Origin of the sequence: Mesorhizobium sp. M0292, from assembly GCF_040321695.1 — a bacterium.
Lineage (GTDB): Bacteria > Pseudomonadota > Alphaproteobacteria > Rhizobiales > Rhizobiaceae > Mesorhizobium.
The window spans coordinates 54,729-75,784 of record NZ_JAMYSB010000012.1 but is presented as its reverse complement, the minus strand read 5'-3'; the positions used below and the strand labels follow the sequence as shown (position 1 = coordinate 75,784).

Sequence of the window (21,056 nt, the reverse complement as noted above, 5' to 3'; positions counted from 1 at the left end):
TCAGGCTAACTTCGCTAGCAGCCGCATAAACGTGGCCGCTTCCTTGACCGTCAGCGGCGCCAGTGTCTCGTGGGTGATGGCGCGGGCCAACGGGATCAGCCGTTCGATCGCCTCGCGTCCCTCTGGCGTGAGGTTGACCAGCAGCCGCCTCTTGTCGACCTCGTGTTTGGTCAGATCGACCAGGCCACGCGCCTTCAGCCGGTCGATGACGCCCTTGACCGTCGCCGCATCCATGGCGATCAGCGTGCCCAACTGGTTCTGCGAGGTCTCGCCGACGTCGTGCAGCTTGGCAAGTGCAGCGAATTGCGGCGGCGTCAGGTCGCTGATCTGGGCGGCAAAGATCGAGACATGGCGCTGATGCGCCTTGCGCAGGATGAAGCCGACCTGCTCCTGCAGGCGGTAGTCATGTTCGTCGGGCTCTTCGGCCTCGACGAGCTTGAGAAGATTGTCCCCGCCGCTCATCGCAAGCCGTCCCAGGCCTTGATGTCGCCGACCGCCAGGCCGCCCATGCGGTCGTGCACGCGGGGGCCGCAGCTCATGGCGAGGCAGAACAGGATTTCGTCGGCGCGCGGCCCGTCGCTGAGACCGACCTCCATGGCGTCGAAATGGCTACGCACATAGGCGGCGTTGGTGTGGCCGAGCGGCACGTCGAGCCGCGAGCCGAAGGCGCCGACCTTGGTTGCCGACGGCACGATCGCCTTGGCGTCGCCCAGCCGCTCGCGCATGGCGTAACCGCCCGGCACATGCCACAGCGCGCCGTGCTCCAGCTCCCCTGACGAACCGACGATGGTGCCCTTGCCGTAGGCGTCGATCTGCTTGATGTCGCCGCCCAATGCGGCAATGAGCTTGTCGGTGAGCAGCAGGCCGAGCGGCTTCAGATCGTCCATGGCGCTCTGCAGTTCTTCGACGTAGCGGCCGGCGAACGGGTTCTTCACCAGGGCCACGGCTGCAGCGCGGCGGCGCGGCGCAGCTGCGACCGGCCCACCATCGTGAAAGATCTCTTCGGTCAGAACCGCGATTTTGCGGATCGGAAACTCAGGCATGGGCGACTTCCTTCCCTGGATTTTTGTTGGGCGCGGCAAGCGCCATGGAACCACTGATGCGCGCTTCCCCACCTAGAAACAGCGCCGATGCGGCAATCAGGCCGCGCCGGCGAAAATCTTCGGCGACGGCAAGGCCATTGTCCAGCGCCCGCTCCACATCGCCACGCGCGAGCATGCCGACGGCTTGTGTCACCAGCCGCGCGCCGAGATCGCTGTCGGGCGCCAAGTCCTGCGCGGGAATGCGCTTGATGGCGGGATTGCCGGGCAGGTCGACGGCGTTGGCAATGAGTGTCGCGGCCGCATCGGCCTCGGCGCCGGTGTGCGCCAGCACGGTGACGGCGTCGGCAATGCCAAGCGAGAACGAACGGCCGCGCCAGCCGCTGGTGGCGACGCCGCGCACGCCGTCCGCCGAGCGAATGGTGAGGCGGTCGGCCATGCCGTTGCCGGTGCCGGCGATCGCTAGGTTCATCGACTGGCCCTTGCCGATATGGAGGGCGCTGTCGCCGCCATTGTTGACATAGGCCCGGTCGAGTCTGCGACCGGCAAGCAATGCCGAGAGCATTTCGTCGGCTACCGATCCGGCGACGGCGGCCATCGGCGTGATGAAGCATTCCGCCAAGGGCATGACGGCTGCTTCCATGCGCCGCGCCGTCGGGCCGGCGAAGGTGCGCGGCGCCAGGAAAAATGCCGGCAGCCGCAATTCGGGAAGCTCCTCGACCAACTCGATCAGGATCGTCTGGAAGCGCTCGATCGCCTGATCGTAGGCGGCACGACACTCAGCCGCCTCACCAAAGGCTTCGACGATCAGGTCGATCGGCCCGTGGTTGAGGTGCAGCCGCTTACCGTCCTGCAGCCAGTGGACTTGCGGGCCTTGCATCAGGTGGCCCCGTTCGAGCCGACGCGGCGCAATTGCGCGAGCGGCGGCCATGGGTTTTGAGCCTCGGCGGCTGAGCCGCGACGCGGGTTGAGATACTCGCCGCCTTTGGCAACGATATCCTCGACGCTTCGTATCTCGGCCTCGTAGCCGCCCAGCCGGACATAGTCGTCGCGACGCAGCGTGAATTCGATCGGCGCCACCAGTGCCGGGGTCGGGACATAACCGAACGCGCCTTCCGGCACGCGCATGACGTCGACCATCAGCGTGATGCCGCCGCCCGGCCAGACATAGACCGGCGCGCCGCCAACGGTAACATAGGTCTTCAAGCCCTGCACCGAGCGGGTGAGATTGACCGGGTTTTCGGTGACGCCGGCGCGCAGCGAACCGCCGGCGCCGCCGATGAACAGCACGGTGCAGAGCGCCGGCTCGCAATTGTCCTCGATCAGGCCGACCGATTTCTGCAGCCGCTCGGGGAACGGTTTTTCAACCGGCTTCAACTCGTCGTCGAGTTCGTAATAGGCGAACTGCTCGCCGGTGGTCGACACCATCAGCAGCGACAGGCCGGGGCGGGCGCCCTTCTTGGCGTTCCATCCGCCGAGGATCGACAGCGGGTCGGAAATCGAGGTGCCGCCCCAGCCAAGGCCGGGCTCGGAGACCTTGAAATAGCGGCCCGGCGTCGAGCGGCGGCCGATGATCTTGATGCCGGTGTCCTGCCAGCCCAGCACCTTGCCGGCCTGATGCTCGGAGACAACGCCGGTGATATGGTCGTCGACCACCACCACCTCGTCGACTAGGCCGCGCCATTGCGTGGCGAACATGCCGATCGTGGCCGAGCCGCAGCCGACCCGCATACGGTGTTCCTGCTTGCCGTCGATGACAGGTGGTTTGCCGGCTTCGACGATGATGGTGGCGCCGCCATCGATGGTCAGTTCGACCGGCTTGCGATTGCACAGACTGAGCATCGCGTCACAGGTTGCCCGGCCTTCGGCCTTGGAGCCGCCGGTCAGATGATGCACGCCGCCCAGCGACAGCATCTGCGAGCCATACTCGCCTGTCGTGACGTGGCCGATCGGCTCGCCTTGCGCGCGCACGATTGCCGTTTCGGGACCGAGATGGCGGTCGGTGTCGATCTTCACCTTGACGCCGCAGTACGAAAAAATGCCTTCGGTGACCACGGTCACCAGATCGACGCCCTCGACCTCCTGGCTGACGATGAAGGGGGCCGGCTTGTAGTCGGGATAGGTGGTGCCGGCGCCGATCGCAGTGACGAAGCGGCGGCCGGTGTTGACCAGTTCGCCGTCCCATTGCTCGCCCTCGGCGGTGAAGGGCACGACCGCGGCGCCACTCTCTGCCGCATGGTCGAGGATGGTCAGCGGGTCCATACGCACGATGCGGCCACCGACATTGCCGTAGCGGTCGCAGGCGCCGGTGCGGCCATCGGCGATGTAGCACATCACCGGACAGGCATCGCAGCGGATCTTTTCCGCCACCAGCTTTTCGCCCGGATCGTGGGTTTCGAAGCGTTCGGCAAGCTCGCTCATCGGCGTGCCTCCTTGTCGCGGATGCCATCTTTTTCGCGGATGGCGGCGCGGATGCGCGTCGGCGTCGCCGGAACCTTGGTGATGAGAACGCCGGTGGCGTGGCGTATGGCGTTGAGGATGGCGGGTGCGGTCGGGATCAGCACATGCTCGCCCAGGCCCTTGGCGCCGAACGGTCCCTCCGGATCGGGAACCTCGATCAATATGTGCTCGATCTCAGGCACATCGCCGATGGTCGGGATGAGATAGTCGTGCAAATTCTCGGTGCGACCGGGGATGTATTCCTCCATCAGCGCCATGCCGATGCCTTGCGCGATGCCGCCTTCGATCTGGCCTTCGACCAGCAGCGGGTTGATAGCCTTGCCGACATCGTGCGCGGCGGTGATTTTCAAGAGCTTCACCGTGCCGAGCTTGAGGTCGACCTCGAGTTCGGCGATCTGCGCGCCATAGCCATAGACGGCGTAAGGCTTGCCCTGGCCCTTGGCGTCGAGCGGCAGCGTCGGCGGGTCGTAGGTTTCCTCGGCGCGGAAGACGTAGCCGTCCGCATCGACATCGAGCGCGGCGAGATCGATACGCCGAGTGGCTTCGCCCTCACGAATGACGATCGCCGGGCCGTCCAATTGCAGGGCCGCATTCTCCGAGACATTGGCAAAGCGCAGGATTTTTTCGCGCAAGGCGCGGCTGGCTTTTTCGGCCGCCTTGCCGGTGACAAAAGTCTGGCGCGAGGCCGATGTTTTGCCGGCGTCGGGGCTGATCGCAGTGTCGGCGCTCTTCAGCTTGAATTTTTCCAGCGGCAGGCCGAGTGCGTCGGCGCAGATCTGGGCGATGACGGTGTTGGAGCCCTGGCCGATATCGACGGCGCCCTGGTGCAGGATGACCTCGCCCTCCGGCGAGATACCGACCCTTATGGTCGACGGATTGGGCAGCGAGGTGTTGCCGCAGCCATACCAGCAGGACGCGATGCCGACGCCGCGCTTTTTGCTCGTATTGGCATTGTTGAATGTATCTGCGTCGGCCTTCGCGCGAGCCCAATGCGGTCGCAAGGAGTCGAGGCACTCGAAAATGCCGACGCCCGACTCCAGTCGCTGTCCGGTAACCGTTTCGGATCCGTTCCGAAGGCAGTTCTTCAGCCGAAAATCGAGCCGGTCCATGCCAAGCTTGCCCGCAAGCTCATCGTAAAGCGTCTCCTGCATGATCGTCGCCTGCGGCACGCCGAAGCCACGGAAGGCGCCGGAGATCGGCCCGTGGGTGTGGATGGCGCGGCCTTCGGCGCGGTAGTTCGGCGTCGCATAGGGACCGGAGGCATGCACCGGCACGCGGTTGGCGACGGTCGGGCCCCAGCTGGCATAGGCGCCGGTGTTGAAATCGCCTGTGAAGACCATGCCGGTGACATGGCCCTCGGCATCTACGCCGATGGTCGCCTTCATCTCCGACGGATGTCGCTTGGTGGTCGACATCATGGATTCGTTGCGGGTGTAGGCCAGTGCTGCCGGCCGGCCGGTCTTTAGCGCCACAAGGCCGATGAGCGGCTGCAGTGAAACGTCCAGTTTCGAGCCGAAGCCGCCGCCGGTCGCGGTCGGCACGATGCGCACCTTGTCGACGGCAAGACCGAGCACCTTCGCCGTTTCGTCGCGGTCCATGTAGGGGGCCTGGGTGCAGGCGACGACGACCAGCGTGTCGCCGTCCATGTAGGCATGGCCGGCTTCCGGCTCGATGTAGGCGTGCTCGACATAGGAGGTGTCGATGGCACCGGACACTGTGAAGGCAGCCTCGCCAAGCGCCGCCTCGGGGTCGCCGCGCTCTACAAAGCCCTTGGTCAACAAATTGGCCGGGCGGTTCGCGTGGATGAGCGCCGCCCCTTCTGCCTGCGCGTCGCCGGGCTGCAGAAAATGCGGCAGCTCGGTCCAGCGGACCGGGAAATCCTGGAGGTCCAGATCGAGCATGGCCTCGCGCTCGCCGGCGACCAGCGCCACTGCCTCGCCGCGCAGCCGCGCAAAGCCTTCGGCCAGCGCCGGCTGGTCGGCAAACGGACCGATGACGCCGAAACAGTTTTTTCCCGGAATGTCGGCGGCGGTGAAGACGCCGACGATGCCGGGATGCGACTTCACCCAGCCCTCCAGGTCGCCGAAGGCGAAGCCGGCATGATAATGCGGCGAGCGGACCACCAGCACGGCCAGCGCATCGGCGGGAAAGGCATCGGCGCCGAATTTTTCAGCGCCGGTGACTTTTGGCACGCCGTCGAGCCGGACCGGGGAGGCGCCTACAGCATTCCCTGTGGTTGGCATTCTACGTTCAAAATTGAATTCCAACGAATGACGTTGGCGCTGCCCCTCACCCTTACCCTCTCCCCGTGAAGAACGGGGAGAGGGGAGCGTCGGCGCTGGAGCACTTCCCTTCTCCCCGTCACTATACAGGGTTAAGGTGCCGGCAGGCGGATGAGGGGCAGCGCCGTCGGTCGACGTCTCGAACCGTCCCGCATCCATCACTGCCGCAATGATCTTTCTGTACCCGGTGCAACGGCACAGGATGCCACCCAGCGCATCCTGTGCCTCGGTCTCGGTCGGATTCGGTGTGCCATCCAGCAGCGCAGTTGCCGCGACCAGCAGCGCCGGCGTGCAGATGCCGCATTGCGCGGCGCCATGTGCCAGGAAGGACGCCTGCAGCGCCGAGAGCCGGCCATCGGCGAGGCCTTCGACGGTCGTTACGGACGTCCCGGCTGCGGAGGCCGCCGGCATCAGGCAGGCGCAGACGGCGTCGCCGTCGACCAGCACCGTGCAGGCGCCGCAATCGCCGGCGTCGCAGCCGACTTTGGTGCCGGTCAGCTGCAATTCATCGCGCAACACCTGCGACAGCCGGCGCAACGGCGGCACATTGACCGAGACGGCGCCGCCATTGACCGCGAAGACGATGTCTACGCGCTCGGGGCCGAAACCCGGCACGAGATCAGGCAGGGCTTCAATCATCTCGGAGTGGCTCATGCCGCCACCATGCTGTTGTCGTTCGTCAGCCCGCAAGCCCCCAGCACGGCGCGGGCGACAAGCTCGCGCGCTGCGTCGAGCCGGTATTCGGCGCTGCCGCGCACGTCGGCGATCGGCGAGAGCTCGTTCATCGGCGCGGCCAAGATCGCACCGGCGAGTGCCGGGCGGACAGGCTTGCCCACCAGCACGGCTTCGACAGCGGCGAGCCGCTTGGCCACGGCCGAGCAGGACCCGACCGCGACAGCGGCTTCCATGACGATGCCAGCCTCGGCAACGAGGCGCGCCGCCACCATGGCGATGGAGATGACGAGGTAGCGCCGCGCACCGAGCTTGACGAAGGCCGACGTGCCGGCGGCCCTGGGCTTCGGCACCCGGATGGCGGTGACCAGCTCGCCCGGTAGCAGCGCGGTGCGGCGGTTGCCGAGAATGAACTCCTGCAGCGGCAGATTACGCGTCGCGGCTGCAGAGCGCAGCTCGACCTCGGCGTCCAGCACCAGCAGTCCCGGAACGCCATCGGCGGCAGGCGAAGCATTGCAGAGATTGCCGGCGATCGAGGCGACATTCTGGATCTGCAGGGAGCCCACTTCGCGCGCGGCCTGCTTCAGCGCATCGAAAGCCGCCGGCAATGGATGGCGGACAAGGTCGGTCCAGGTGGTGCGGGCGCCCAAAACCCAATGGGTTTCGGTCTCGGCAATGCCGCGCAGCGAGTGCAGGCCGTTAATATCGAGAACATTCTCGCGGAACGGTTTGGCGCCCTGCGCCGGATAGAAATCGGTGCCGCCGGCAAGCACGCGCCAGGCGCCCTCGCCCAGCAGAGCGAGCGCCTCGTCGAGCGTGGTGGGTTTCGCGTAACGGATCACGCTTTGCCTTCCAAAAAAATCGGCCTTCCCATTGGGGCCTTCAAAGGTGGGGACTTCCCGAACCCGCCAGTGTCTGATCAGGCCAAATTCATTCGTATGCAAATGATATCAAGCTGGCGGAAATTGTCAAAGCCGGAGTTTAAGGGAACCCGGCCGCCACGCATTTGTTACGTCCGCGCACGATCCCCAAAAATCGGAATCGATTTTCGGAAAGGATCCTGCGCAAAGTAAAGTGCTACAGCGTCCTTTGCGCGTCCGAAGGGGACGCGCGGCGCTGTAGGAGGTTGACGCAGGCGGCCATCCGGTCAAGTTTCTGCATCCGGTCGCATCAGCGGCGTATTTCACTCGATCCCCCGTTCGAGACGTAGAAGAGGAGAGGCGCCATGGCCGACGAAGCGCTTGTTGTCATCGACCTGCAAAACGACTTCTGCCCCGGCGGCGCGCTGGCGGTTGCCGGCGGCGACGAGATCGTGCCGCTGGTCAACGATATGATTCGGCACGCCGAGCATGTCGTGCTGACGCAGGACTGGCACCCGGCCGGACATTCGAGCTTTGCCTCCAGCCATCCGGGTGCCCAGCCCTTCAGCGCCATCGAGATGCCCTATGGGCCGCAGACTCTGTGGCCCGACCATTGCATCCAGGGCAGCCTCGGCTCGGACTTTCACTCGGGGCTCGCCTGGACCAAGGCCGAGCTGGTGATCCGCAAGGGATTTCGCCCTGATATCGACAGCTACTCCGCCTTCTTCGAGAACGACCACAAGACGCCGACGGGGCTCGCCGGCTACCTCAAGGAGCGCGGCATCGGCACCGTGACCCTGGTTGGCCTGGCGACCGACTTCTGCGTTGCCTTCTCGGCCCTCGACGCGGTCAAGCAAGGCTTCAAGACGACGGTGCGGCTCGACGCGTGCCGCGGCATCGATCTAAACGGTTCGGTCGAGGCGATGCTGAAGAGGATGCGCGATGCCGGGGTGAAGCTCGAAGACCCGATCTCGGAGTGACTGGATCGTGACGCATCGAGGGGGCTGCACACAGTTGGGGAAGGCTTTCGCGGCAGGTGTACTCGCTTCCGCTGTGTCTCCGCAAATGGCCTTCGCGGCCGAGGCCCGCGGCCTGCCCGATGCTGCCATGTCGCTGTGGTGGGCGCTGCCTTTCGCCGGCCTGCTGCTCTCGATCGCCACCGGACCGCTGCTGTTCCACCATGTCTGGGAGCATCATTACGGCAAGATCGCCGCCGGCTGGGCAGCGCTGGCGGTCATCCCGCTGATGGTTGCATTCGGCGTTCCGGTAGCCGGTGAAGCCGTGCTGCACACGCTGCTCACCGAATACATGTCGTTCATTATCCTGCTGTTCGCGCTCTACACCATTTCGGGCGGCATCCTTGTCGCCGGCAACATCCATGGCACGCCGCTGGTCAATGCCGGGCTGCTGCTCGTCGGGGCGATGCTGGCCTCGGTGATCGGCACCACCGGCGCCTCGATGATCCTGATCCGGCCGATGCTGCGCGCCAACGACAACCGGCAGTTCAACGCCCATGTCGTCATCTTCTTCATCTTCCTGGTGTCTAACATCGGCGGCTCGTTGACGCCCTTGGGCGACCCGCCATTGTTCGTCGGCTTCCTGCGCGGCGTCGACTTCTTCTGGACGTCGGCGAACCTCTGGCGCGAGACGCTGTTTACCGGCGGCCTGGTGCTGCTTGTCTTCCTGGCCATCGACATCATGCTGCATCGCCGTGAAGGCGGCGCGCCGAAGATCAAGGATCCGACGCCGGATACGAAGGTGCGCCTTCGCGGCCTGGCCAATCTGCCGTTGCTGGCCGGCGTCATTGCCGCGATCCTGCTTTCAGCTGCCTGGAAGCCGGGCGTGACTTTCTCCATCCTCGGCGTCGGCCTCGAACTGCAGAACCTGGTGCGCGATGCCATCATCCTGGCGCTCGCCGGGCTGTCGCTTGTCGTTTCCCTCAAGAGCCATCGCGAGGCCAACGGCTTCACCTGGGGCCCGATCGCGGAGGTGGCAAAACTGTTTGCCGGCATCTTCATCTGCATCGTGCCGGTCATTGCCATCCTTCGCGCCGGCCATGACGGCGCGCTGGCGCCGCTGGTGGCGCTGGTGACGTCACCCACCGGCCAGCCCAATGATCTCGCCTATTTCTGGCTGACCGGCGGGCTGTCGTCCTTCCTCGACAATGCGCCGACCTATCTGGTGTTTTTCGAACTCGCAGGCGGCGACGCGCGGCACCTGATGACGGAGGCGGCCTCGACGCTGGCCGCGATCTCGGCCGGCGCGGTGTTCATGGGCGCCAACACCTATATCGGCAATGCCCCCAACTTCATGGTCTACGCCATCGCCCGGCATCGCGGCGTGAAAATGCCGGGCTTCTTCGGCTACATGGCGTGGTCGGGCGTGGTGCTGATCCCGATATTTCTGATTACAGGTTTTGTCTTCTTTGCGTGATGCGAAGGGCGCTGGGCCCTTACCTACCCCGTGTGGGGAGGTCGGACCGAAGGTCCGGGTGGGGGTCGGTGCCGCCCCCACCCGGCTGCTTCGCAGCCACTTGTCGGGGCGAGCCACGGGTCTCGCCCGTCCTTCGGACCCCCACAAGGGGGAGGGTAATCTTAGCCGACGCCCACATATCGGCGCACCGCCGACGGATCGGCGCGAAGCTGTTCGACATCCACCGTCTCGCGGTTACGGCCGTTTTCGATGAAGCAGACGCGGTCGGCGACGGACAGCACGGCGTCGACGCGCTGTTCGACCAGAATGGTGGAGACACCTAGCTCACGCAGCTTCACCACCGTCTCGCGGATTTTGGCGATCATCGACGGCATCAGCCCCTCCGTCGGCTCGTCTAGCAACAGCACCTGCGGCTCCAGACAAAGCGCGCGGGCCATGGCCAACATCTGCTGTTCGCCACCGGACAAAGTGCCGGAGCGCTGCCGCAGCCGCTGGCGCAGCAACGGGAAGAGGTCGAGCACGCTCTCGCGCGTCGCTCTTCCCTTGCCGCGCGCCATCAGGCCGATCTCGATGTTTTCCGCCACCGTCATCTCGGCGAACAGCCGCCTGCCTTGCGGCACATAGGCGACGCCGGCCTTGGGCACCTCATGCGCCGGCAGGCCGGTCAACTCCTTGCCGGCGAGCCGGATCGAACCGGCGCTCGACCGAACCAGCCCCATGGTCGCTTTCAGCGTCGTCGTCTTGCCGGCGCCGTTGCGACCGAACAGGCACAGCACCTCGCCCTTGTTGAGCACGAGATCAAGACCGTAGAGCACCTGAACCTCGCCGTAGAAGCAGTCGAGCCCGGAGATGGTCAGCGCTTCAGTCGTGTGGGTATCAGTTTTGGGGGCTTCGCTCATGCCGCCGTTCCCAGATAGGCTTCCTGCACCTGTGTGTTGGCGCGGACCTGTTCGGGCGTGCCTTCGGCCAGGATCCTGCCGGCGTTGAAGACGGTGATGCGGTCGGCCAGTTGCATGACGACAGGCATGTTGTGCTCGATCAAAAGCACGGTGGCGCTCTTGGCGATCTCGCGCACCAGGTCGATGAAATTGTCGATCTCGCTGTCGGCCAGCCCTTGCGTCGGCTCGTCGAGGATCAAAAGCCGCGGCTTCAGCGCCAGGCCCATTGCCACTTCCAGCAGGCGCTGATGGCCGTAGGAAAGCTGGCCGGCCGGCATATGGGCGCGGCCGGCCAGTCCGGTGCGTTCCAGCGCGGCCATGACGCCGGTGCGCACCGCACCTTTCGAGCGGGCATCGGTCAGCGTGCGCTGCACCGGCAGCGCGACATTATCGTAGGCAGAGAGGTTGGCGAAGACGCTGGTGATCTGGAAGGTGTAGGCGATGCCCCGGCGCACCCTGAGATAGGCCGGCTGGCTGGTGATGTCGGCGCCGTCGAAGACGATCATGCCGGACGATGGCTGAATGCGGCCGCTGACCAGGCTGACGAAGGTGGTTTTGCCGGCGCCATTGGGGCCGATGACGGCGCGGATCTCGCCCGGCATCAGCTGAAAATCGACACCATCGACGGCGCGCAGGCCGCCGAAATTGCGCGCCAGGCCTTTGGTGGTCAGCAACGGCATCATGGCAGCCACCGGAGCCAGCGCTGGCGGATGGTGCCCAGAATGCCTTTGGGGAAAAACAGCACCAGAAGGATGAGTGCAATACCGACGATCAGGAGATAGGCGGAGGTGTAACCGCTGGCGGTGTCGATGACATAGTACATGAACACAGTGCCAAGCAGCGCGCCCAGCGTCGTGGCGGCGCCGCCGAGCAGCACCCAGAGCAGCGGCAGGATGGAATACTGCACCGAGGCAAAGCTCGAGCCGACATAGCCGAACAGCAGCGCATAGGCCGCACCCGAGGCGGCGCAGATGGTGCCGGAGACAACGACGGCGATCAGCTTATTGGAGAAGGTGTCGTAGCCCAGCATTTTCGTACGCTCCTCGTTCTCGCGCACCGCGACCAAAACGCGGCCATAGCGGGAGCGGACGATGGCGAGGGTGATCAGCAGCACGACCGAGAACAGCGCCAGCGCGCTCATGTAGCGCACGGTCGGGTTGGTTAGGTCGAGCGATGTCGCGCCGAAGGCCAGAACCCGCGCGGGCTGCGGCACGACCAGACCCTGGTCGCCGCCGGTCCAGGCGGCGAAATAGAGGATGACGAGGTAAAACACCTGCGCGAACATCATGGTGACGATCATGAAGGCGACGCCGGTGGTGCGCAGCGCCAGCAGGCCGATCACCAGTGCCAGCAGCGCGCCGCAGGCGATGCCGGCGAGGAAAGCCAAAGGCACGCTCCAGCCGAGATGGATGACCGCGAGACCAGCGCCATAGAGCCCGGCGGCGAAGAACATGGCGTGGCCGAGGCTGAGCAGGCCGACATAGCCGAACAGCATGTTGTAGCCCATGGCGAACACCGCCAGCACCATGATGCGGGCCAGCAGGCCATGATGGTAGTCGGGCAGGACGAAGCTCAGCGCAAACAGCAGCGCGATGACGCCGAGATGCAATGCATAGGCTTTTGCCGGCGAAGCTTCGCTCATCGCGACGCCTGCCCGAACAGGCCCTGCGGCCGGAATACCAGCACCATGGCCACCAGCAGCGTGGCGATGATCTTGGCCAAAGTCGGCGAAAAGAACACCGAGATGATGCCGTCGGACAGGCCGATCAGCACGGCGGCGACGACGGTGCCGCGCAGCGAGCCGAGGCCGCCGATGATGACGACGATGAAGGACAACAGCAGCGGGTCCTGTCCCATCAGATAATGCGCCTGACTGATCGGCACGATCAGCACGGCGGCGATGGCCGCCAGCATGGCGCCGAGCCCGAAGACGCCGGCATAGACGCGGTCGACCGGAATGCCGAAGGCCTGCGCCGTCTCGCTGTCATATTGGGTGGCGCGCATGATGAGGCCGATCTTGGTGCGCGTCAGCACCAGCCAGGTGGCGATGAGCAGAAGGGCCGAAGCGGCAATGATCGACAGCTTGTAGCCGGAATAGCCGAACCAGGGCAAAAGGATGCGGTAGCTGAAGGGCGGCTCCACCGGGCGGGCTTCCGGGCCATAGAAGCTCAACGCCAGCTGCTGGATGATGTAGAGCATGCCGATCGTGGCGACGATGGTGGCTTCCGGATTGTAATTGAGCCGCCGCAGCACAAGCCGCTCGGCTACCAGCGCAATGGCGCCGACAATCAGCGGCGCAATCACCAGCGCCGCCAGGAAGCCGAGCGTGGGATGGCCGGGTATCGCCGTCGAGATCGCCCAGGCCAGCACCGCGCCCAGCATGAAGAACTCGCCATGGGCGACGTTGACGACGCGCATGACGCCGAACACCAGCGACAGCCCAAGCGCCGTCAGCGCCAACACGGCTGAGGTGACGAGGCCTTCGAGGGCGGCGAGGAGGAGATGGGGTCCAAAGTGCATTCAGGGCGCCCTTACCCTCCCCTTGTGGGGAGGGTGACCGCGCAGCGGTCGGGTGGGGGTTGGGCACGGGCCGTCGCGACCCCCACCCCGTCTCGCAAGCTTCGCAAAAGTGCGAAGCTTGCGTGCCGACCCTCCCCACAAGGGGGAGGGTAAGGCGCCTCACAGCGCCTGCGTCGTATAATCCCCTTCGGCCTCGTAAAGCCCGTCCTCGATCTTGGTCTTGTGGACGACATTCAGCTTGCCACCTTCGACCTTGGAGATGTTCTGGATGCCAAAACACTGGTGGATCTTGCCGTTGAAGGTCTTCGGCCCCTGCGGATGCTCCGGCCCTTCGGCGAATTCGGTCAGCGCCTCGGTCGCCTCGACCAGCTTGGCGCGGTCTTCCGGGCCCTTGTAGCCGGCATCTTCCATCGCCTTCTTAACGACATAGAGCGTCTCCCAGCAGCCGAACATGTGGGCGGCGGTGGAGACGTCCTTGGGGTCGCCGACGGCAGCCCCATTGTCGTCGATGCCGACAGCGGCGCGGTAGGCTTTCTGGGCGGCCGAGTCATTGGCCTGCGCATAGCGCGGCGAACCTTCCCAGAAATGGCTGCCGTCCAAAAATTCGAGGCCGGGGCTGTTGATGTCGGTGGCTTCGAGCGAATCGATGAAGCCGAACAGTTGCGGCCGGTTGGAGCCGTAGAACTCGCCGAGTTCCTTGACGAAGGTGAGCACGGCCGGGCCGACCATCACGTGGTAGATGACTTCGGTCTCGGCCGGGATCTGCGGGAAGTATTTCGTGAAAGACGACTCTGTCGGCGGGATGGCGATCTGGGCGATGACCTCGGCGCCTTGCGCCTTCAGCGCCGGCGGCAGGTAGTCGCGATGGTCGTAGCCGAAGGCGAAATCGGGGAAGATCTGCGTCACCTTCTTGCCGGCATTGGCCGCGATCCATGGCGCCATCGACTGGATCTGGCTCTTCACATCGGTGATGCCGGGCTGGAAGACGTAGCGGTTGAGCTTGGTCGAAGCGACGTGGTGGCCTTCGCTGACGACGAAATAAGGGATCTTGTTTTCGCCGGCGGCCGGCGCCGAGCCGATCACCACATGCGAGAACAGCGTGCCGAAGACGATGTCGGTCTTGTGCTGGGTGGCGAACTTGCCGACCACCTCGGCGCCACGGCCGGGATCGGTGCCGTCATCCTCGATCACCAGTTCGACCGGCCGGCCGTTGATGCCGCCGGCATCGTTGATCGCCTTGACCGCGGCGGCACTGGTCTTTTCGTACCAGCGGCCATAGGCGGCGCCGATGCCGGTGCGGTGCGACTGGAAGCCGATCTTGATTGGCGCCGAACTCTGCGCCTGGCTGTAGCGGACGAAGCCGGGCGCGAGCGTCAGCCCGGCGCCGGCGGCGAGACCTTTCAGCGCGGTGCGGCGGCTAAGGGTGCATTTGGAGAGATCGAAAAACCCATTCTTGTCAGTCACGGCAGTTCCCCTGTTTTTGAGTTTTGACTGTCTGTAACGAGGCAAGGCCACTCCCTTGCAGGAGGGGCAGAAATTGCATGTGTACAAACTAAATCACCAAAGCACAGAGCTTGCAAGCGGGCTTTCCGCAAAGGCATGTTGATCAGCTTGTCTCATCCGGCCGTCGGCGTGGCAAGCAACCACAGGCCGAAGATCGTGTAGGCAATCATCAGCATGGTGAGCGGCAACTGGCTGAGGGCGGCGCGCGATGGCACCTGGTGCAGTCGCCAGGCCAGTCCATGGGCAACGAGCACCGCCAGCATATGGCCGGCGATGATGATGCCGGCCTGCAGGTTCCACAGCCACCAGGCGGAGTGGGCCCCGGCGACGATGCCGGCCTCGATCTGCATGTCGGCGGCGCCGAACAGGTTCCATCCCAGCGCGAACGGGTCGGACAGAGCGGCGATCGCATACTGGCCGTCGACCAGCAGCGCCGTCAGATAGTGCGCGACATGATAGGCGAGCGCGATCGGCACGATCGACCACACCAGCAGCCCGGCGGCCTCGCGGAGGGAATGTCGGCTGCCGGCGAGGCGCTGGCCGAGGATGACGGCCAGCAGGAATGCCGCCGCCAGCAGAACGAAGGTCAGCACGAGGCCGAAGCTGCTAATGCCGATGAGCGCGGTGCGGCCGGGATATTCCAGCGGGTTGATGCCGGACAGGCCGAGCCAGAAGAAGGTTTTCGACAGGCCGTCGAAGGACACCGATGACAGGCTGAGCAGCAGGAAAGCGATGCCGCTTGCCGGCAGGGGTGCCGCGCCGAGCAGTTTTGAGCCCGGCCAGCAGAGAGCGAGCCGCCCGTGTTCATCGCGCTCGACGATGGCGAAGCGCGCCACCATGGCGAAGAACACCGTCAGGAATTCGCCGCGCCGGCTCCAATCGCGGTAGCCGAAGGCGAGCATGGCGATGAAGGTAAGCAACCAGTAGAGGCCGGCGGCATAGGCCAGCCGCGCCGGGTCGTCGGGCGCCGGGTCGATCAGCTCGAACCAGGCAAAGGCGAAGAACAGGATAACGGCCGGCCAGCAGCCGAGCCATGAAGGCAAACGCGATTTCTGTCCCTCACCGCCACGAAGCTTGAACAGGCGGCTTACGATCCGCCGCGGGCCATACCATGGATTCGGCCACGACCAGACATCGCCGAACAGGCCTTGCGCGATGGCAAGGCCGACCCAGAGCAGCGTCCAGATGGTTAGCGGCAGCGGATTGGAGAGCGGATCGCGGCTGCCGAACAGGCCGGCGGCGATGAGCGTTGCGAAACCGGCAAAGGAGATGAGGCTGATGATTGCGCGAGGGGTGTCGGCGAATGGGAAGAGCGGCAGGCGGCGGCGCCAGAAGCGGTCGAGGGTTGCGGGTGGCAGCAGGGCGAGGACGAGGAAGCTTACCGCGACGGCAAGCGCGCCGCCGGCGATGTAGTAGCCGGTCGGGAGGAGGAGGACGTGGCCGCGGTCGGAGGCGTGGGGGAAGGCAGGGGTGGGGAGGAGTGTGAGGGTGGTGGTGATAAGGGTTGGCCGGTAACAGCCGCGCTCTACGACGCCCCCCTCTGTCCTGCCGGACATCTCCCCCTCAAGCGGGGAGATTGGCAGTTGCCCTGCCGGCGCTTCCTTTGCAACGTCGGAGATTAGCGAAGGCGGAGATGACGGGGTAATCTCCCCCCTTGCGGGGGAGATGTCCGGCAGGACAGAGGGGGGTGGGCGGGAACTCACGCTATCGCGATTTCCATTTCGTCCAGCAAGGCACCCGCCGACCCTCAAACCTTGACCAGCTGCTCCACGCGATCCTTCGCCCCAAAAATCCGGAGATAGCGCTCGATCTCCTTCTTGTCGCCCGTCGCTTTCGCCGGATTGTCCGACAGCTTCACCGCCGGCCGGCCATTGGCCTCCGTCACCTTGCAGACCAGCGATATCGCATCGAGGCTGTTGGTTTCGGTCGGCGCGCAGCCTTCGAAATCGTTGGTGAGGTTGGTGCCCCAGCCGAAGGACATGCGCACCTTGCCCTTGAAGTGCTTGTAGGTCTCCTCGATGGTCTCGACCTCGAGCCCGTCGGAGAAGATCAGCAGCTTCTGCCTGGGGTCCTTGCCCTTCTCGCGCCACCAGTCGATGATTTTTTCGCCGCCTTCGATCGGCGGCGCACTGTCGGGGCGGAAGCCGGTCCAGTCGGCGACCCAGTCCGGCGCGTCGCGCAGGAAGGATGCGGTGCCGAAAGCGTCGGGCAGCACGATCAGCAGGTTGCCGCCATAATAGCGCTGCCAGTCCTGCAGCACCTTGTAGGGCGATTCCTTCAATTCCTTTTCCGACTTGGCAAGGGCGGCAAAAACCATCGGCAATTCATGCGCGTTGGTGCCGAGCGCTTCGAGGTCGTTGTCCATCGCCAGCAGCACGTTGGAGGTGCCGGTGAAGGCTTCGCCAATACCTTCCTTGAGCGCCTCGACGCACCAGCGCTGCCACAGGAAGGAATGGCGGCGGCGGGTGCCGAAATCGGAGATGCGGATGCCGGGCAACGCCTTCAAGCGTTCGGTCTTGGCCCACATCTTCCCCTTGGCGCGTGCATAGAGCACGTCAAGCGCGAAGGGACCGAAGGCGCGCATGGCGGCGCGGGAACGAAGCTCATTGATGATCGCCAGCGCCGGGATTTCCCACAGGGTGGTGTACATCCAGGGACCGCTGAAGGAGAGCTCGTACTGACCGTCGCGCTTGGACAGCTCGTAGTCGGGCAGCCGAAAACCTTCCAGCCAGGCGAGGAATTCCGGCTCGAAGATCTGCTTGCGGCCATAGAAATTGTTACCGCCAAGCCAGATCATCTCCTTCTTGGAGAAGCGCAGCGTGCGGGCATGGTCGAGCTGGTCGCGCAATTCGCCTTCGTCGATGTCGTCGGCAAGCCGCACCGAGGTAGTGCGGTTGATCAGCGAAAAGGTGGCGTCGACCTTGGGGTACATGCCCCAGATCATCTGCAGCATCAGAAGCTTGTAGAAATCGGTGTCGAGCAGGCTGCGGACGATCGGGTCCAGCTTCCAGGTGTGGTTATAGACGCGCCGCGCTATATCGGTTCTTGCCATGTCCTGCCGTCGCCTTCGCTGCTCACGTCTGTCTTACGCAATTCCGGACGGGAAACCGCCGCACAGTTTTCCTGGAATTGCCGGGCAAGAGCTTATTAGCATTGAATTTTTGAAAGCGCTTCCCGCTTTCCGGGCTGGCCCGACAAAAAGCAGTCGCTCCCGGTCCAGCCTCAACTCTTGGCGCCCACCACCCGCAGCGCCGGACGCTTCCGGCGGCTGCCGATGCGGCCGGCCACCGGCGCGTCGGCGCGGCTGTCGGCCTGTTCCTTTTCGGCGAACAGCCAGTCGACGAACAATTGCACGATCGGCGCTGAACGCATCTCGTTGCGGCAGACGACATAGAAATCGTCGACCGCCGGCACCGACAGGCTGAACGGCGCCACCAGCAGGCCCCTGGCGAGCAGCATGCTGGCGGTGACGGAATCGCCGAGCGCCACGCCATGTCCGTGCACCGCGGCTTCGATCGCGGTGCGGGCGTCGCCGAGATGGTGGCGGCGGCCACGTTCGAGGTCGAGCCCATCGGCGGCGGCCAGCCAGGTGTGCCATTCGCGGCCATCATCGCCATGCAGGATGACATGGCCAGCAAGATCCCGGCAGATGCGGAGCGGCCGGTTGTTGATCAGCGTCGGGCTGACCACCGGGAACAGTTCGAGGCCCGACCATTTGCGCATCCAGCAATCGGTCCAGCTGCCGTCGCCATAGAGCACACAGACATCGACCTGTGGGGCGCGGATGTCCTTGGGGTCGTTGGACGGGATCAGCGTCAACCTGATATCAGGATATTGCGCCATGAAGCTGCCGAGCCGCGGCGTCATCCACAGAAGCAGCAGCGCCGGCACGCAGGAGACCGACAGCGTACCGGCGCTGGCTGGCCTGGTCATGCGCTGGGTGGCGGCGGCGATGCCGTCGAAGGCGGTCGAGACCGCCGGCAGCAATTCGGCGCCGTGCGGGGTGAGCTTTACCCGCTGTCCGGTGCGTTCGAACAGTTTTACGCCGAGTGATTGCTCGAGCGCCTTGATCTGGTGGCTGATTGCGCCGTGGGTGACGTTGAGCTCACTCGCCGCCTTGGTCAGCGAGGCATGCCGCGCCGTCGCCTCGAAGGCGCGCAAGGGATTCAAGGGGGGCAGACGCTTGGCCATGAGCAACCGGATACTCTGTGAGATTTTCTCACAATCAGCACCGTAACAATATCAATTGATTTTTCAATGCGGCTGCCGGACACTTTGGCAGGTCAACAGCATCAATGACGTGAAATCTACAGGCAGCCAGCGGGACAGCGACCCGGCCGGATGATGGTCAGTTCGCAGATGTCGCCACGGCCGCATGCATCAGCCCGCAGGAGGAGACCGACATGGGTTATGACAGAGGCAAGCTGGAAGCCTTGCGCCGCAAGTATGGCGAGAGCCATGGCGGCGAGATGTTCGACCCGAAGTTCCGCAAGGTCGCCGACAAGATCTTCTCCAAGAGCGGCACAAGGCTGGCGCCCTATGCCGGCATCCCCACCTTCCTCGCCGCGCCCTACCGTGAAATCGCTGCCGACAATCCGGATTTCGGCGATTTGCAGGTGGCGATCATCGGCGTGCCGATGGATCTCGGCGTCACCAACCGGCCCGGCTCGCGCTTTGGACCCAGGGCGCTGCGCGCCATCGAGCGCATCGGCCCTTACAATCATGTGCTGGAATGCGCGCCGACGCATGAGCTTCGCGTCGCCGACATCGGCGATACACCGTTCCGCAGCCGTTACCGGCTGGAGATCAGCCACGAGGATATCGAGCGCCGCACCAACCAGATCGTCGATGCCGGCGTGCTGCCGCTCTCGGTCGGAGGCGACCACTCGATCAGCCATCCGATCCTGAAGGCGGTCGGCAAGAAGGCGCCGGTCGGCATGATCCACATCGACGCTCATTGCGACACAAGCGGGCTGTTCGACATGACCAAGTTCCACCATGGCGGCCCGTTCCGCAACGCGGTGCTGGACGGCGTGCTCGACCCCACCCGCACCATCCAGATCGGCATCCGCGGCTCGGCGGAGTATCTGTGGGAGTTCACCTATGAATCCGGCATGACGGTCGTGCATGCCGAAGAGGTGACGGGTCTCGGCATTCCGGCCATCATCGAGAAGGCGCGCAGAATAGTCGGCGACGGCCCGACCTACATTTCCTTCGACGTCGACAGTGTCGATCCGGCCTTCGCGCCGGGTACCGGCACGCCGGAAATAGGCGGCCTGACGACGCGCGAGGTGCTCGAACTGCTGCGCGGCTTGAAAGGTCTCAACATTGTCGGCGGCGATGTCGTCGAGGTGGCGCCGCAATATGACGCGACCACCAACACCGCCCATGTCGGCGCCCAGGTCCTGTTCGAGATCCTGAGCCTGATGGTGTTCAGCCCGGCGATCACCGGCAAGGGGGCCTGACGGATTTCACATGCAAAGGCGGCCGCCGCGCTGGAGCCGGCGGCCGTTTCCAAAACAAACAAGCTTCCAGAAGGGGAATACCAATGACAATCCATATGAAATCAACCATCGCCGCTGCGCTGATGCTCGCCGGCCTCGGGTTCGCCTCCCAGGCCAATGCCGACGCCGTCGACGACATCACCAAGGCCGGCGCCATCAATGTCGGCATCTTCTCCGACTTTCCGCCCTTCTCCTCGGCCAGCGCCGATATGAGCATCAAGGGTTACGACGTCGACGTCGCGCAGGCGATCGCCGATTCACTTAAGGTGAAGCTCAATCTGGTCAGCGTCACCGGCCAGAACCGCATCCCGTATCTCACCGACAAGCGCGTCGATATCCTGATGAGCGTCGGCTATTCCAAGGAGCGCGAGGAGGTCATCGATTTCGCCGCCGCCTACGCGCCCTATTACATCGCCGTCATCGGTCCGGCAGCGCTTTCGATCAAAGGCAAGGAAGATCTCGCCGACAAGTCGATCGCCGTCAATCGCGGCACGCTGGAGGATACGTCGCTGACCGAAGCGGCGCCGGCATCGGCCGACATCAAGCGCTTCGACAACTACAATTCCGTCATCCAGGCCTTCATCTCGGGCCAGACCCAGCTGATGGTGGTCGGCAATGATGTCGGCGCCCAGGTGCTGGCCAAGCAGGACGCGCTGAAGCCGGAGCAGAAGTTCCAGCTTCTGACCTCGCCTTCGCATATCGGCCTCAACAAGAAAGAGGACCGGCTGAAGACGGCGGTCAATGATGCGGTTGCCAAGATGCTGGCCGACGGCAAGCTCGATGAGAGCTCGAAGGCCTGGCTGAAGACGCCGCTCAATCCCGACAACCTCAAGGATTGAGTTCT

18 protein-coding genes are annotated in these 21,056 nt (G+C 64.6%); 4 read left to right on the top strand and 14 right to left on the bottom strand.

Translation table 11 applies throughout. From position 1 onward, the window contains the following. From NKI96_RS19620 to NKI96_RS19595, 6 genes are read right to left on the bottom strand one after another with little or no spacing between them, the layout of a single operon-like run. Positions 1-462 carry a MarR family winged helix-turn-helix transcriptional regulator gene (locus tag NKI96_RS19620; protein WP_352805692.1) on the bottom strand — a complete coding sequence of 154 codons (462 nt, stop codon included), beginning with the start codon at positions 460-462 and terminating at the stop codon, positions 1-3. Continuing rightward, entirely contained in the window at positions 459-1,043 is a 585-nt protein-coding gene (locus NKI96_RS19615) for an amino acid synthesis family protein (RefSeq protein WP_023806235.1), read from the bottom strand. Before NKI96_RS19615 ends, NKI96_RS19620 begins: the two co-directional genes overlap by 4 nt. After that, the gene (locus NKI96_RS19610) at positions 1,036-1,920 is read right to left on the bottom strand and encodes a UPF0280 family protein (protein ID WP_023826644.1); all 885 of its coding nucleotides are present in this window, start codon (positions 1,918-1,920) and stop codon (positions 1,036-1,038) included. Before NKI96_RS19610 ends, NKI96_RS19615 begins: the two co-directional genes overlap by 8 nt. Further along, positions 1,920-3,461 carry a hypothetical protein gene (locus NKI96_RS19605; RefSeq protein WP_023703689.1) on the bottom strand — a complete coding sequence of 514 codons (1,542 nt, stop codon included), beginning with the start codon at positions 3,459-3,461 and terminating at the stop codon, positions 1,920-1,922. Before NKI96_RS19605 ends, NKI96_RS19610 begins: the two co-directional genes overlap by 1 nt. Then, positions 3,458-6,421 (bottom strand): molybdopterin-dependent oxidoreductase, encoded by a 2,964-nt coding sequence (locus tag NKI96_RS19600; protein ID WP_502900281.1) that lies wholly within the window; start codon positions 6,419-6,421, stop codon positions 3,458-3,460. The genes NKI96_RS19605 and NKI96_RS19600 overlap by 4 nt, the downstream gene beginning before the upstream one ends. A gap of 11 nt (positions 6,422-6,432) precedes the next feature. After that, complete coding sequence (locus tag NKI96_RS19595; protein ID WP_023829341.1) at positions 6,433-7,296, bottom strand: FAD binding domain-containing protein; 864 nt, start codon at positions 7,294-7,296, stop codon at positions 6,433-6,435. Between the two features lie 383 nt (positions 7,297-7,679). Here NKI96_RS19595 and pncA point away from each other — a divergent pair, with 383 nt between their 5' ends. Together pncA and NKI96_RS19585 are read left to right on the top strand one after the other, a co-directional pair. After that, positions 7,680-8,294 (top strand): bifunctional nicotinamidase/pyrazinamidase, encoded by a 615-nt coding sequence (gene pncA, locus NKI96_RS19590; protein WP_352805687.1) that lies wholly within the window; start codon positions 7,680-7,682, stop codon positions 8,292-8,294. 85 nt (positions 8,295-8,379) lie between these two features. Beyond that, positions 8,380-9,747 carry a sodium:proton antiporter gene (locus NKI96_RS19585; protein ID WP_352538017.1) on the top strand — a complete coding sequence of 456 codons (1,368 nt, stop codon included), beginning with the start codon at positions 8,380-8,382 and terminating at the stop codon, positions 9,745-9,747. Between the two features lie 161 nt (positions 9,748-9,908). Here NKI96_RS19585 and NKI96_RS19580 read toward each other — a convergent pair whose 3' ends face one another. From NKI96_RS19580 to gcvA, 8 genes are all read right to left on the bottom strand, one after another. Continuing rightward, the gene (locus NKI96_RS19580) at positions 9,909-10,646 is read right to left on the bottom strand and encodes an ABC transporter ATP-binding protein (protein WP_023736901.1); all 738 of its coding nucleotides are present in this window, start codon (positions 10,644-10,646) and stop codon (positions 9,909-9,911) included. Then, complete coding sequence (locus NKI96_RS19575; RefSeq protein WP_352805684.1) at positions 10,643-11,368, bottom strand: ABC transporter ATP-binding protein; 726 nt, start codon at positions 11,366-11,368, stop codon at positions 10,643-10,645. The genes NKI96_RS19580 and NKI96_RS19575 overlap by 4 nt, the downstream gene beginning before the upstream one ends. Continuing rightward, positions 11,365-12,327: a branched-chain amino acid ABC transporter permease gene (locus tag NKI96_RS19570; RefSeq protein ID WP_352805681.1), complete on the bottom strand. Its 963-nt coding sequence runs from the start codon at positions 12,325-12,327 to the stop codon at positions 11,365-11,367. Before NKI96_RS19570 ends, NKI96_RS19575 begins: the two co-directional genes overlap by 4 nt. Continuing rightward, positions 12,324-13,205 (bottom strand): branched-chain amino acid ABC transporter permease, encoded by an 882-nt coding sequence (locus NKI96_RS19565; RefSeq protein ID WP_023671284.1) that lies wholly within the window; start codon positions 13,203-13,205, stop codon positions 12,324-12,326. The genes NKI96_RS19570 and NKI96_RS19565 overlap by 4 nt, the downstream gene beginning before the upstream one ends. A gap of 159 nt (positions 13,206-13,364) precedes the next feature. Next, a complete protein-coding gene (locus NKI96_RS19560; protein ID WP_352805678.1) occupies positions 13,365-14,669 on the bottom strand; it encodes an ABC transporter substrate-binding protein in 1,305 nt (434 codons plus the stop codon). Between the two features lie 152 nt (positions 14,670-14,821). Beyond that, the gene (locus NKI96_RS19555; RefSeq protein WP_352805675.1) at positions 14,822-16,264 is read right to left on the bottom strand and encodes a hypothetical protein; all 1,443 of its coding nucleotides are present in this window, start codon (positions 16,262-16,264) and stop codon (positions 14,822-14,824) included. Between the two features lie 191 nt (positions 16,265-16,455). Next, on the bottom strand, positions 16,456-17,760 hold the full coding sequence (gene pncB / locus NKI96_RS19550) for a nicotinate phosphoribosyltransferase (protein WP_352497003.1): 1,305 nt from the start codon (positions 17,758-17,760) through the stop codon (positions 16,456-16,458). 170 nt (positions 17,761-17,930) lie between these two features. Beyond that, complete coding sequence (gene gcvA / locus NKI96_RS19545; protein WP_023671280.1) at positions 17,931-18,899, bottom strand: transcriptional regulator GcvA; 969 nt, start codon at positions 18,897-18,899, stop codon at positions 17,931-17,933. Between the two features lie 212 nt (positions 18,900-19,111). Here gcvA and speB point away from each other — a divergent pair, with 212 nt between their 5' ends. Both speB and NKI96_RS19535 read left to right on the top strand, forming a co-directional pair. After that, positions 19,112-20,173, top strand: coding sequence for an agmatinase (speB, locus tag NKI96_RS19540; RefSeq protein ID WP_023700439.1), 1,062 nt, complete (start codon positions 19,112-19,114; stop codon positions 20,171-20,173). Between the two features lie 83 nt (positions 20,174-20,256). Then, positions 20,257-21,051 carry a transporter substrate-binding domain-containing protein gene (locus NKI96_RS19535; protein ID WP_023703697.1) on the top strand — a complete coding sequence of 265 codons (795 nt, stop codon included), beginning with the start codon at positions 20,257-20,259 and terminating at the stop codon, positions 21,049-21,051. The last annotated feature ends 5 nt before the right edge of the window (positions 21,052-21,056 follow it).

What these genes read in the sequence shown, in the direction of transcription:
- NKI96_RS19580 (WP_023736901.1), bottom strand. Translation starts at nt 10,646, where the DNA reads ATGAGCGAAGCCCCCAAAACTGATACCCACACGACTGAAGCGCTGACC.
- NKI96_RS19620 (WP_352805692.1), bottom strand. Translation starts at nt 462, where the DNA reads ATGAGCGGCGGGGACAATCTTCTCAAGCTCGTCGAGGCCGAAGAGCCC.
- NKI96_RS19565 (WP_023671284.1), bottom strand. Translation starts at nt 13,205, where the DNA reads ATGCACTTTGGACCCCATCTCCTCCTCGCCGCCCTCGAAGGCCTCGTC.
- pncA (WP_352805687.1), top strand. Translation starts at nt 7,680, where the DNA reads ATGGCCGACGAAGCGCTTGTTGTCATCGACCTGCAAAACGACTTCTGC.
- NKI96_RS19615 (WP_023806235.1), bottom strand. Translation starts at nt 1,043, where the DNA reads ATGCCTGAGTTTCCGATCCGCAAAATCGCGGTTCTGACCGAAGAGATC.
- NKI96_RS19585 (WP_352538017.1), top strand. Translation starts at nt 8,380, where the DNA reads ATGGCCTTCGCGGCCGAGGCCCGCGGCCTGCCCGATGCTGCCATGTCG.
- gcvA (WP_023671280.1), bottom strand. Translation starts at nt 18,899, where the DNA reads ATGGCCAAGCGTCTGCCCCCCTTGAATCCCTTGCGCGCCTTCGAGGCG.
- NKI96_RS19570 (WP_352805681.1), bottom strand. Translation starts at nt 12,327, where the DNA reads ATGAGCGAAGCTTCGCCGGCAAAAGCCTATGCATTGCATCTCGGCGTC.
- pncB (WP_352497003.1), bottom strand. Translation starts at nt 17,760, where the DNA reads ATGGCAAGAACCGATATAGCGCGGCGCGTCTATAACCACACCTGGAAG.
- NKI96_RS19605 (WP_023703689.1), bottom strand. Translation starts at nt 3,461, where the DNA reads ATGAGCGAGCTTGCCGAACGCTTCGAAACCCACGATCCGGGCGAAAAG.
- NKI96_RS19535 (WP_023703697.1), top strand. Translation starts at nt 20,257, where the DNA reads ATGACAATCCATATGAAATCAACCATCGCCGCTGCGCTGATGCTCGCC.
- NKI96_RS19555 (WP_352805675.1), bottom strand. Translation starts at nt 16,264, where the DNA reads ATGTCCGGCAGGACAGAGGGGGGCGTCGTAGAGCGCGGCTGTTACCGG.
- NKI96_RS19610 (WP_023826644.1), bottom strand. Translation starts at nt 1,920, where the DNA reads ATGCAAGGCCCGCAAGTCCACTGGCTGCAGGACGGTAAGCGGCTGCAC.
- NKI96_RS19600 (WP_502900281.1), bottom strand. Translation starts at nt 6,421, where the DNA reads ATGATTGAAGCCCTGCCTGATCTCGTGCCGGGTTTCGGCCCCGAGCGC.
- NKI96_RS19575 (WP_352805684.1), bottom strand. Translation starts at nt 11,368, where the DNA reads ATGATGCCGTTGCTGACCACCAAAGGCCTGGCGCGCAATTTCGGCGGC.
- speB (WP_023700439.1), top strand. Translation starts at nt 19,112, where the DNA reads ATGGGTTATGACAGAGGCAAGCTGGAAGCCTTGCGCCGCAAGTATGGC.